This is a genomic window from Bacillus sp. 1A, from assembly GCF_052682215.1.
Genome location: NZ_JBQYLZ010000001.1, coordinates 6,257,995 through 6,270,943 on the forward strand (window position 1 = coordinate 6,257,995; position 12,949 = coordinate 6,270,943).

The 12,949-nt window shown below is 40.0% G+C and carries 7 protein-coding genes and 2 rRNA genes; 7 read left to right on the top strand and 2 right to left on the bottom strand.

The window, feature by feature from the left end; translation table 11 throughout:
- Positions 1–6: 6 nt before the first annotated feature.
- Together ACUN0F_RS31985 and ACUN0F_RS31990 are read right to left on the bottom strand one after the other, a co-directional pair.
- Positions 7–2,928, bottom strand: a 23S ribosomal RNA gene (locus tag ACUN0F_RS31985).
- Between the two features lie 146 nt (positions 2,929–3,074).
- Positions 3,075–4,626: ribosomal RNA gene (locus ACUN0F_RS31990) — 16S ribosomal RNA — on the bottom strand.
- The 16S and 23S rRNA genes sit together here, the layout of an rRNA operon.
- 481 nt (positions 4,627–5,107) lie before the next feature.
- Here ACUN0F_RS31990 and ACUN0F_RS31995 point away from each other — a divergent pair.
- The 7 genes from ACUN0F_RS31995 to ACUN0F_RS32025 all read left to right on the top strand — a co-directional run bounded on the left by ACUN0F_RS31995 (position 5,108) and on the right by ACUN0F_RS32025 (position 12,922).
- Positions 5,108–5,821 carry a response regulator transcription factor gene (locus ACUN0F_RS31995; protein WP_046953851.1) on the top strand — a complete coding sequence of 238 codons (714 nt, stop codon included), beginning with the start codon at positions 5,108–5,110 and terminating at the stop codon, positions 5,819–5,821.
- Positions 5,811–6,824, top strand: a complete 1,014-nt coding sequence (locus ACUN0F_RS32000) for a sensor histidine kinase (protein ID WP_000845343.1) — start codon at positions 5,811–5,813, stop codon at positions 6,822–6,824. Before ACUN0F_RS31995 ends, ACUN0F_RS32000 begins: the two co-directional genes overlap by 11 nt.
- 68 nt (positions 6,825–6,892) lie before the next feature.
- Positions 6,893–7,822: an ABC transporter ATP-binding protein gene (locus ACUN0F_RS32005; RefSeq protein WP_445540779.1), complete on the top strand. Its 930-nt coding sequence runs from the start codon at positions 6,893–6,895 to the stop codon at positions 7,820–7,822.
- Complete coding sequence (locus tag ACUN0F_RS32010; protein ID WP_264463234.1) at positions 7,815–8,552, top strand: ABC transporter permease; 738 nt, start codon at positions 7,815–7,817, stop codon at positions 8,550–8,552. Before ACUN0F_RS32005 ends, ACUN0F_RS32010 begins: the two co-directional genes overlap by 8 nt.
- Before the next feature lie 17 nt (positions 8,553–8,569).
- A complete protein-coding gene (gene uppP / locus ACUN0F_RS32015; RefSeq protein ID WP_001279953.1) occupies positions 8,570–9,367 on the top strand; it encodes an undecaprenyl-diphosphate phosphatase UppP in 798 nt (265 codons plus the stop codon).
- Between the two features lie 780 nt (positions 9,368–10,147).
- Complete coding sequence (locus tag ACUN0F_RS32020) at positions 10,148–12,082, top strand: glycosyltransferase (RefSeq protein WP_445540780.1); 1,935 nt, start codon at positions 10,148–10,150, stop codon at positions 12,080–12,082.
- A 63-nt stretch (positions 12,083–12,145) separates the two neighbouring features.
- Positions 12,146–12,922 carry a class I SAM-dependent methyltransferase gene (locus tag ACUN0F_RS32025; protein ID WP_445540781.1) on the top strand — a complete coding sequence of 259 codons (777 nt, stop codon included), beginning with the start codon at positions 12,146–12,148 and terminating at the stop codon, positions 12,920–12,922.
- Positions 12,923–12,949: the final 27 nt, after the last annotated feature.

Below are 12,949 nucleotides of genomic sequence, written 5' to 3' on the forward strand. Positions count from 1 at the left end.
TATTATATGGTTAAGTCCTCGATCTATTAGTATTCGTCAGCTCCACATGTCACCATGCTTCCACCTCGAACCTATCAACCTGATCATCTTTCAGGGATCTTACTAGCTTACGCTATGGGAAATCTCATCTTGAGGGGGGCTTCATGCTTAGATGCTTTCAGCACTTATCCCTTCCGCACATAGCTACCCAGCTATGCCCTTGGCAGAACAACTGGTACACCAGCGGTGCGTCCATCCCGGTCCTCTCGTACTAAGGACAGCTCCTCTCAAATTTCCTACGCCCACGACGGATAGGGACCGAACTGTCTCACGACGTTCTGAACCCAGCTCGCGTACCGCTTTAATGGGCGAACAGCCCAACCCTTGGGACCGACTACAGCCCCAGGATGCGATGAGCCGACATCGAGGTGCCAAACCTCCCCGTCGATGTGGACTCTTGGGGGAGATAAGCCTGTTATCCCCGGGGTAGCTTTTATCCGTTGAGCGATGGCCCTTCCATGCGGAACCACCGGATCACTAAGCCCGACTTTCGTCCCTGCTCGACTTGTAGGTCTCGCAGTCAAGCTCCCTTATGCCTTTGCACTCTACGAATGATTTCCAACCATTCTGAGGGAACCTTTGGGCGCCTCCGTTACACTTTAGGAGGCGACCGCCCCAGTCAAACTGCCCAGCTGACACTGTCTCCCGGGTCGATAAGACCCGTAGGTTAGAATTTCAATACAGTCAGGGCGGTATCCCACCAGCGCCTCCACCGAAGCTAGCGCTCCGGTTTCAATGGCTCCCGCCTATCCTGTACAAACTGTACCAAAATTCAATATCAGGCTACAGTAAAGCTCCACGGGGTCTTTCCGTCCTGTCGCGGGTAACCTGCATCTTCACAGGTACTATAATTTCACCGAGTCTCTGGTTGAGACAGTGCCCAAATCGTTACACCTTTCGTGCGGGTCGGAACTTACCCGACAAGGAATTTCGCTACCTTAGGACCGTTATAGTTACGGCCGCCGTTTACTGGGGCTTCAGTTCAGAGCTTCGCTTACGCTAACCCCTCTCCTTAACCTTCCAGCACCGGGCAGGTGTCAGCCCCTATACTTCGCCTTACGGCTTCGCAGAGACCTGTGTTTTTGCTAAACAGTCGCTTGGGCCTATTCACTGCGGCTTTCCGTTAAGAAAGCACCCCTTCTCCCGAAGTTACGGGGTCATTTTGCCGAGTTCCTTAACCAGAGTTCTCTCGCACACCTTAGGATTCTCTCCTCGCCTACCTGTGTCGGTTTGCGGTACAGGCACCTTTTATCTCGCTAGAAGCTTTTCTTGGCAGCGGGGAATCAAAGACTTCGCTCCATAAGGAGCTTCCCCATCACAGCTCAGCCTTCACGATAAGCGGATTTGCCTACTTATCAGCCTAACTGCTTGGACGTGCACAACCAATCGCACGCTTCTTCTATCCTTCTGCGTCCCTCCATTGCTCAAACGATAAAGAGGTGGTACAGGAATATCAACCTGTTGTCCATCGCCTACGCCTGTCGGCCTCGGCTTAGGTCCTGACTAACCCTGAGCGGACGAGCCTTCCTCAGGAAACCTTAGGCATTCGGTGGACGGGATTCTCACCCGTCTTTCGCTACTCATACCGGCATTCTCACTTCTAAGCGCTCCACCAGTCCTTCCGGTCTGACTTCACTGCACTTAGAACGCTCCCCTACCACTGATACCATTGGTATCAATTCGCAGCTTCGGTGGTGTATTTAGCCCCGGTACATTTTCGGCGCAGAGTCACTCGACTAGTGAGCTATTACGCACTCTTTAAATGGTGGCTGCTTCTAAGCCAACATCCTAGTTGTCTAAGCAACTCCACATCCTTTTCCACTTAATACACACTTTGGGACCTTAGCTGGCGATCTGGGCTGTTTCCCTCTTGACTACGGATCTTATCACTCGCAGTCTGACTCCTAAGGATAAGTCATTGGCATTCGGAGTTTGACTGAATTCGGTAATCCGATGAGGACCCCTAGTTCAATCAGTGCTCTACCTCCAAGACTCTTACACTTAAGGCTAGCCCTAAAGCTATTTCGGGGAGAACCAGCTATCTCCAGGTTCGATTGGAATTTCTCCGCTACCCACACCTCATCCCCGCACTTTTCAACGTGCGTGGGTTCGGGCCTCCATTCAGTGTTACCTGAACTTCACCCTGGACATGGGTAGATCACCTGGTTTCGGGTCTACGACCACGTACTAAACGCCCTATTCAGACTCGCTTTCGCTGCGGCTCCGCCTCTTCAGCTTAACCTCGCACGGGATCGTAACTCGCCGGTTCATTCTACAAAAGGCACGCCATCACCCATTAACGGGCTCTGACTATTTGTAGGCACACGGTTTCAGGATCTCTTTCACTCCCCTTCCGGGGTGCTTTTCACCTTTCCCTCACGGTACTGGTTCACTATCGATCACTAGGGAGTATTTAGCCTTGGGAGATGGTCCTCCCAGATTCCGACGGAATTTCACGTGTTCCGCCGTACTCAGGATACATTCAAGAGAGAACGAAGTTTCGACTACGGGGTTGTTACCCTCTACGACGGACCTTTCCAGGTCGCTTCGTCTACCTCGTTCCTTTGTAACTCCGTATAGAATGTCCTACAACCCCAAGAGGCAAGCCTCTTGGTTTGGGCTATGTTCCGTTTCGCTCGCCGCTACTCAGGAAATCGCATTTGCTTTCTCTTCCTCCAGGTACTTAGATGTTTCAGTTCCCTGGGTCTGTCTTCCTTACCCTATGTATTCAGGTAAGGATACCATACCATTACGTATGGTGGGTTTCCCCATTCGGAAATCTTCGGATCAAAGCTTACTTACAGCTCCCCGAAGCATATCGGCGTTAGTCCCGTCCTTCATCGACTCCTAGTGTCAAGGCATCCACCGTGCGCCCTTTCTAACTTAACCAAACTAAAATTAAAAAAATATGAGCTACACTGTTATCTAGTTTTCAAAGAACATACATTTATATATGAGAGATAGTTCTCTCAAAACTGAACAAAACGAAACACGGAAACTTATATTGATGAACAGCGTTCATCAATTCTCCATAGAAAGGAGGTGATCCAGCCGCACCTTCCGATACGGCTACCTTGTTACGACTTCACCCCAATCATCTGTCCCACCTTAGGCGGCTGGCTCCATAAAGGTTACCCCACCGACTTCGGGTGTTACAAACTCTCGTGGTGTGACGGGCGGTGTGTACAAGGCCCGGGAACGTATTCACCGCGGCATGCTGATCCGCGATTACTAGCGATTCCAGCTTCATGTAGGCGAGTTGCAGCCTACAATCCGAACTGAGAACGGTTTTATGAGATTAGCTCCACCTCGCGGTCTTGCAGCTCTTTGTACCGTCCATTGTAGCACGTGTGTAGCCCAGGTCATAAGGGGCATGATGATTTGACGTCATCCCCACCTTCCTCCGGTTTGTCACCGGCAGTCACCTTAGAGTGCCCAACTTAATGATGGCAACTAAGATCAAGGGTTGCGCTCGTTGCGGGACTTAACCCAACATCTCACGACACGAGCTGACGACAACCATGCACCACCTGTCACTCTGCTCCCGAAGGAGAAGCCCTATCTCTAGGGTTTTCAGAGGATGTCAAGACCTGGTAAGGTTCTTCGCGTTGCTTCGAATTAAACCACATGCTCCACCGCTTGTGCGGGCCCCCGTCAATTCCTTTGAGTTTCAGCCTTGCGGCCGTACTCCCCAGGCGGAGTGCTTAATGCGTTAACTTCAGCACTAAAGGGCGGAAACCCTCTAACACTTAGCACTCATCGTTTACGGCGTGGACTACCAGGGTATCTAATCCTGTTTGCTCCCCACGCTTTCGCGCCTCAGTGTCAGTTACAGACCAGAAAGTCGCCTTCGCCACTGGTGTTCCTCCATATCTCTACGCATTTCACCGCTACACATGGAATTCCACTTTCCTCTTCTGCACTCAAGTCTCCCAGTTTCCAATGACCCTCCACGGTTGAGCCGTGGGCTTTCACATCAGACTTAAGAAACCACCTGCGCGCGCTTTACGCCCAATAATTCCGGATAACGCTTGCCACCTACGTATTACCGCGGCTGCTGGCACGTAGTTAGCCGTGGCTTTCTGGTTAGGTACCGTCAAGGTGCCAGCTTATTCAACTAGCACTTGTTCTTCCCTAACAACAGAGTTTTACGACCCGAAAGCCTTCATCACTCACGCGGCGTTGCTCCGTCAGACTTTCGTCCATTGCGGAAGATTCCCTACTGCTGCCTCCCGTAGGAGTCTGGGCCGTGTCTCAGTCCCAGTGTGGCCGATCACCCTCTCAGGTCGGCTACGCATCGTTGCCTTGGTGAGCCGTTACCTCACCAACTAGCTAATGCGACGCGGGTCCATCCATAAGTGACAGCCGAAGCCGCCTTTCAATTTCGAACCATGCAGTTCAAAATGTTATCCGGTATTAGCCCCGGTTTCCCGGAGTTATCCCAGTCTTATGGGCAGGTTACCCACGTGTTACTCACCCGTCCGCCGCTAACTTCTTGAGAGCAAGCTCTCAATCCATCCGCTCGACTTGCATGTATTAGGCACGCCGCCAGCGTTCATCCTGAGCCAGGATCAAACTCTCCAATAAAGTTAGTTTGTCTAGCATCTAAAAATAAAAATTGACGTTTCACGTTGTTTGTTTCGTTCAGTTTTCAAAGAACTTAACATCTTCGCTCATTTGCGACTTCCTTATGTTAACATCTTCGTTAGTTAATGTCAACTAAGTTTTTTATTTCGTTTGCCGCGTTCTGCGTTATTGCATCGGCGACTTGTTCTATACTACACCTCTAAGGTGAAATCGTCAACACCTTTTTATAAAGATATTCAATTTAATATTTTTATGCTCTTTTAGCTAGATATGCCTCTACAAAGAGTCATTACTAGAAACCACTTTCTGCTTCTCTTTAATTTATTCTTCCAAAACATATTCGATTTCATTTGAACTCTAGACTTAATTCTTGTAGACATGTCCCTCCAACAAAACTAGCAACCTTATTTTAACAAATACTAGTATATAATTAGAGAGTTGTTGTACTAGCAATAAAACTCTATTAGAAGCAGGTGAAAATATGAAAGATATACGTATCCTCATAGCAGACGATGATAAAGAAATCCGAAATTTATTAAAAATATATTTAGAACGAGAATTATATATGGTAGATACTGCGGTTAATGGTGAAGAAGCCTTGCAATTATTTAATCAAAACAACTATAACCTCGTTATATTAGATCTTATGATGCCGAAAGTAGATGGTATCGAAGTATGTAGAAAACTTAGAGATAAAACTAACGTACCTATATTAATGCTAACCGCTAAAGATCACGAAATTGATAAAATTTTAGGTTTAAGCATTGGCGCTGATGATTACATTACGAAACCTTTCAGTATTCACGAAGTAGTTGCACGAGTAAAGGCTCTTATGCGGCGTTTTTTAGTTCTTGGAAGTAACACTACTGCACAGGAGAAAACAATTTTAGCTTTCAAAGGACTAACTATCGATTTAAATACATACACAGTTCATACAAATAAAGAAGAAATCAGCTTAACCGGAAAAGAACTGGAACTGTTGAAATTCTTTACTTCAAACCCAGGACAAGTATTTACAAAAACACAGCTCTTTCGAAATGTATGGGACGATAATTATATAGAAGACGATAATACCGTTATGGTACATATTCGAAAACTTAGAAAGAAAATAGAAATCAATCCTTCTAATCCAAAATTCATTCAAACTGTATGGGGAATTGGTTATAAGTTTGTAGGTGAAAAACTTGAAGACTGATAAAACCCTATTCCTTATTTCATTACAACTTATCATTTGCGGGCTTTTAAATATACAAATGGGCCCAAAAGGAAAGATGTCTTTATTTATTACCCTTATTTTAATTACAATGTATCTCTTCTTTTCAAGAATACAATTCATTCAACATCGCAAATCAGTGGACACAAAATTAGGTCGTGTACTAAAAGGAAATTTACAAACGAGATTATTCACAAGCAATGACCCCTCATTACATAGTATCGTTTTTTCAATAAACGAACTGATAGCTGAATTAGAAAAGGTTCGGATCGAAGCAAAAAGATCCGAGGAATCTAGAAAACAACTTTTGTCTAGTATCTCGCACGATATCCGAACACCACTCACCTCTATTATTGGATATATCGACGCTTTAAAAGATGGGGTTGCTGTTTCTGAAATAGAAAAGAAAGAATATCTTAAAATACTTTATATGAAATCAAATAACTTAAAACATCTAGTTAATGAAATATTCAATATGGCAAAGCTAGACGCCAATGAATTTCCACTAAAAGAAGAGGAACTCGATTTTTCTGAAGTTACTAGAGAAGTTTTGATTGAATTTTTACCTGAACTCTCAAAACATAATCTCGAACTACAGGTTCTCATACCAGAATCTACTTGTCCTATCATTGCAGACCACCTTAGCCTTATGCGAATTATGAGTAATTTGATAAAAAATGCCATTTATTACGGAAAAGATGGGAAAACATTAGGGATCGAACTACTAGAAACTGATACAGACTATGAACTTCTTATTTGGGATAAAGGCCCTGGTATTCCAAAACATGATTTACAAAACGTATTTGAACGAATGTACCGAAGCGAACAATCGAGAAACTCCTCTTCTGGTGGTAGCGGTCTCGGGCTTTCAATTTCTAAAGCACTCGTTGAGAGAAATGGTGGGCATATATGGGTTGAAAGTACTCCATGGAAACGAACTACTTTTGGCTTTTCAATTCCAAAATACATTTCTTTTAAGAAATAGTTAAGAAATGATTAATATGCAGTTAAGCCTTCCTTCTTATCATGTAATTAAGAACTTATAGAAAGTAGGTGTTTCCTATAAATACAATTATAAAAACGACTAACCTTACTAAAGTGTATGGCACACAAAAATCAGTAGATAATCTAAATATTAATGTTCAACAAGGCGAGATTTATGGATTCATAGGACGAAACGGTGCGGGCAAAACAACAACCATTCGTATGCTACTCAGTCTTATAAAACCTACAAATGGAAATATTGAAATATTCGGAGAGGACTTATTTCAAAATCAAAAAGATATTTTAAGAAGAATTGGTTCTATCGTTGAGGTTCCAGGGTTTTATGAAAACTTAACTGCAAAAGAAAACTTATTAATTAATACAAAGATAATTGGGATTCACAAAAAGAATGCTATTGAAGAAGCATTAGAAATCGTAGGATTGCAGCATGAAACAAAAAAATTAGTTGGAAAGTATTCTTTAGGAATGAAGCAGCGCCTAGGTATTGCACGTGCCCTTCTCCATTATCCCGAATTACTCATACTAGATGAACCAACTAACGGGCTCGATCCCATTGGTATTAAAGAAATGCGAAAACTTATTAAATCTTTAGCTCAGGAAAGAAATATAACGATACTTATTTCCAGTCACATATTAGCTGAGGTAGAACAATTAGTTGATCGTATGGGAATTATTCATGAAGGAAGGTTACTAGAAGAAGTTTCTCTTAATACGCTACGTAAAGCAAACCGTAAGTACATAGAATTTCAAGTGAATAATGAAAACAAAGCCGCAATGCTATTAGAAAATCAGCTTCAAATCTTTGATTATGAAGTACATGATGAAGGGAATATTCGTATTTATTCTCATTTTGGACAACAAGGATACATCAACAGAACATTCGTTCTAAATGGTGTAGAAGTATTAAAAATGATGATAAGTGAAGATAGATTAGAAGATTATTTCACTAAATTAGTTGGAGGTGGAACAATTGGTTAATCTACTCTATACAGAACTACTAAAACTAAAACGCTCTAATATGTTTTTAATTAGCATTATTGGGGCTGGTGTCGCACCTTTCTTAGTCGTAGTAGCTTCTTATATACATATAAAAACCAAACAGCCCACTCCGACTATTTGGTTCCATCAATTATTTACTGATGTTAACTTATATACTACTTTAGTGATAGGATTCCCCTTATATGGAGTAGTAATTGCTTATCTGTTTACCCGTGAATATGCAGAAGACACACTAAAGAATTTACTAACTATCCCCGTATCGCGTATTCGCTTTATTATAAGTAAGTTCATCACTCTTTTTCTTTGGATCATGATGCTAACTTTAGTCGCTTGGGCACTTACTTTAATATTAGGGCTATTGGGGAACTTCCCTGGTTTTAACACTGCTTTATTTTTAGGTTCTTTTCTAAAATTTTTAATCTGTGGTGGACTTCTCTTTCTATTGTCTTCACCTATTGTGCTACTAACTCTTGTAATGAAGAGCTATGTACCACCTATTATATTAACAGTCATTATTACAATGACTAATCTTATGCTCGTAAACTCCAAACATAAAGATTTATTTCCGTGGACCGCTACTCTTGATATCGCAAATAATGAATTACAACCCACATATCCACCGGAATATTCTTATATCATCATTGCAGCAACAGCGGTTTCAGGATTTTTTGCAACACTATTCTATTTCAAAAGAGTAGACATTCATTAATTTATAGGAGTGAAACGATGAGCGATATCATTATTGCCTTCATACTCGGTATCGTAGAGGGGTTAGCCGAATTTTTACCTATCTCTTCTACTGGTCACCTTATATTAGTCGGGCATTTATTAGATTTTGAAGGAGAAAGAGCGAAAACGTTTGAAATTGTTATACAGCTAGGGGCAATTTTAGCTATTGCAATTTTATATCATAAACGCCTCGTTTCTTTATGTAATATTAAACCTCTTCTGCGGAAAGAGAAGAAATTCAACGCATTCCATGTATTTCTTGGCGTATTTCCAGCAGTAGTTGCTGGTTTACTACTACATGGTGTTATTAAAACTTACTTATTTCAGCCCTATACTGTCGTAATTGGACTTGTAGCAGGGGCAATTCTTATGCTCTTTGCAGAAGTAAAGAAGAAAGAGGCAACCTCCTATTCACTGGATGATTTAACATACCGTCAAGCATTAACAATTGGATTATTTCAATGCTTAGCAGTATACCCCGGCTTCTCTAGAGCTGGCTCTACTATTTCTGGAGGTCTATTAGCAAAAGTAAATTATAAAACTGCATCTGAGTTCTCTTTTCTCATTGCTCTTCCTGTAATGGTAGGCGCTACAGGCTTAGACTTGTTAAAAAGCTGGAAGTATTTAAGTGTCAATGATATCCCTATGTTTGTGGTAGGATTCATTACCTCTTTTATAGTAGCAATGTTAGCAGTAGTAACATTCCTAAAGCTTTTAGAAAAGATAGGCTTAAAACCTTTCGCATACTATCGTATTTTGTTAGCTATCTTATTTACGCTTTTCGTATTGCTATAAATTCATATAAGTCACAGATAAAAAACCGATATTCAAGTTAGAATATCGGTTTTTTATCCATTTCACATCAAGTACTACCTACTCCAATATGGCATAGCGGGAGTAAATCATCATTAATAATCCAAATGTTCTTCAAGCAATTTTAATCTTTACCGTACGACACTGCTCAAAAATTAAACACCCCTTGGACAGAGACCGAATGTGTATACAAACTATATCCATTCCGCATATATCATATTTCTTAATTCTCAATACACCGATACAAGTTCTAAATGTGTACAAAATGCTCATGCTTTATTAAACACGAAAAAACACAAGTCAAAAGACTTGTGTTTTTAGACTCGGTCGCTCATTTGCGACTCCCTTATGTTAACATCTTCATGTTTCAATGTCAACTAAGTTTTTCATTTCGTTTGCCGCGTTCTGCGTTATTGCATCGGCGACTTGTTCTATATTACACCTCTATATCCTAATCGTCAATACCTTTTATCCTTTTTATTTTATAAATTCTAAAGGGTATTGAACCCTCTTCATTTATACTCCGTTACTAGAGATTAATAAACTGGTGCAATCACTTTCATAATCGACAGTTTATACTTTCTTACTTACACCTTTCTAAAGAATGAATAGCAAGCCAAACAAATATATATTAAAGGTAGCACTTTTTATTTCGAGTACATTCCAGCTGTATTCACAATTATCTCCTACCACTTCTCTCTAGGAATTATAAATACACCATGCATTTACTAAAAATCTAATTAACTTAGGAGGCGTTATGAAATGCATGTTAATAAGAAGATCATTTATGTATCCCATGATGCCCATTTCCACGGAGCACAGCTGCTTTCTTTACATACTATTAAAGCTCTTAAAGAAAACTTTCATTACTCCGTCGCAATTATTTCTATTGGAACGGGCATTTTAATCCACGATTTTCAAAAGTATGGTCCTGTTTATTGCCTAGAGGAAGACTACCCAACAGAAAAAAGGGTCGAATTATTAATAAGGAAGTTACTATCACAAGACTATACCATCGCCATATGTAGTACCGTCATAAGTGGTGACATAGTTGCATTACTAGCTAAACACAATATAAAAGTTATTTCATTAATACATGAATTGCCGCATTTAATACAACAGTACTCTGCCGAGGGGAAAGCGAGAAACATTGCCCAGTTTGCTTACAAAATTGTCTTCCCTTCACAGTACGTGTATGAAAAATTCCGTACAATCACCCAATTAGATCATCAAAAATGTCACATCCTCCCTCAAGGCTTGTTTAACCACAATCCTTATAAGAACAATATTGCAAAAGCTAGAAGCGAATTACGAAAAAAACACAACCTGCCTCTAGATAGCAAAATCATTTTGGGAGTAGGTTTTGCTGATCATCGGAAAGGGATAGATTTATTCTCACTTATTGCTTACTCAGTAAGAAAGGTTCATACGAATATTCATTTTATCTGGGTCGGGAGAACAGATGTTCATTTCTTTAACACGCTATCCCCAAGATATACAGCACATTTCACATTAGTTGAGCCCACTCCAGATATCGGTTTATATAACGCCGGGGCTGATTTATATTTATTAACTTCAAGAGAAGATCCTTTTCCAAACGTTGTTTTAGAGGCATTAGATACAAAAGTCCCTGTTATAGGGTTTAAAAACGCTGGAGGTTTTGAAGATGTTGTTACGGAACAAACTGGCGCCTTAGTAGACTTTTTAAATTTACCGCAGGTGCTGGAAAGAATATATGAATTTATTGGAGATGAAGACTTACGATTACAAAAAGGACGCTTTGGCCAAGAGCTTATTGAAAAAGATTTCAACTTTCTTCATTACATTTATCAACTGTTAAACCTACTTGATCATAATTACAAAAAAATAAGCGTAATCATACCAAACTATAATTACGAAAAATACTTACCTGACCGAGTTAAATCCATATTAAACCAAACCTATCCCCTTTACGAACTAATTTTCCTAGACGATGCCTCTACTGACAATAGCGTATCTATATTTGAACAGCTGCTCTCAAACGAAAATAAGCCCCACCTAAAAGTTCAGCAGATTATTAATGATACAAACTCTGGTTCTGTATTTAAACAATGGATAAAAGGCGTCTCTGCAGCAACCGGTGATTATATTTGGATTGCAGAGGCTGATGACTTATGTGATCAGACATTTTTAGAAGAAGTAATACAAGGGTTTCATATAAATGGTGATGTTACCTTAAGCTACACACAATCAAAACAAATAGATGAACAAGGAAATATCCTAGCCAATCATTATTTAGATTACACAAATGATATTGATAAAGGAAAATGGAAAAGTTCTTATTTCCGAAAAGGGATAGATGAAATACAAGATACATTACTTATCAAAAACACCATACCTAATGTCTCAAGTGTAGTTTTTAAAAACATAGATATAAAAACTACAGAAAAACAATTAGAAAAGTTTAAAGTAGCTGGTGATTGGTTTTTCTATGTTTCTATTCTTAAAGAGGGGAACATTTATTTCAATCCAAAACCGTTAAACTATCATAGACGACATACAAATAGCGTAACGAGAACAGAAGATTCATATTCCCATTACAGTGAAGTTGTACAAATGCAGAATTTCATTAAAGAAACCTTTACTATCGACGACATTTCAAAAAAGAAAATGTACACATATAGAAAGTATCTTAAAGCATATTTGAAGATTGAATGATATATTTTCTTCGCCATCAGTATCTCTTGTAAAACGTTACTATTATTTAAGGGGGGTTACTCATTGAAAGAATTTATAGAGGCAAATAAAGATTTGATTTCTCAAATTGCACACAACTACAATGTAAATGCAAGTATCCATCCAGAGGATCATATCTTTCAATTCCTTGTCACTAATCCAGTCTTCCCATCTAAAAAAGAAGCGATAGATTATTATTTTCAAGATGGGAGAAAATCCGCAGAAACACTCTTAGATTTAATTACATCCTTTTATCCTCCTATAGACACTCCAATAAAATTATTAGAATTCGCATCCGGATATGGCTGCGTAACACGTCATTTATTAAACCTACAAACGAACTTAAGTATAACTACCTGCGATATACATGAAGAGGCTATTACTTTTAGTGAACGTACATTAAATACTTCTTCTATCTTATCTCACCCTGAACCTGAACAAGTAAATTTGACCTCCTCTACGTATGATATCGTCTTTTGTCTATCCTTTTTTTCTCATATGCCTGATACAACTTGGTTTCGTTGGCTTCAAACATTGTATAATGCTGTTTCTCCTGAAGGCTTACTCATTTTCACAACTCATGGTTATCAAAGTAAAAAGTACTTCAGCTTTCCAGATTTAAATAAACAGGGTTATTGGTTTCTCCCTTCTAGTGAACAATTGGATTTGGATGTTCATCAATACGGGCAAACGATCGTTAGTCCCTCTTACGTAAGTGACAAAATTAAATTATTGCCCTATAACCCTATCATCAAAAAATACACTGAAGGTTTTTGGTGGGAACATCAAGACCTTTGGGTAATAAAAAAAGAAATAAAATAATAAACCACGCTCTACTTATACAAAAGT

Bases quoted from the DNA above. Each gene is read 5' to 3' on its own strand.
- ACUN0F_RS31995 (WP_046953851.1), top strand. From the start codon at position 5,108: ATGAAAGATATACGTATCCTCATAGCAGACGATGATAAAGAAATCCGA.
- uppP (WP_001279953.1), top strand. From the start codon at position 8,570: ATGAGCGATATCATTATTGCCTTCATACTCGGTATCGTAGAGGGGTTA.
- ACUN0F_RS32020 (WP_445540780.1), top strand. From the start codon at position 10,148: ATGCATGTTAATAAGAAGATCATTTATGTATCCCATGATGCCCATTTC.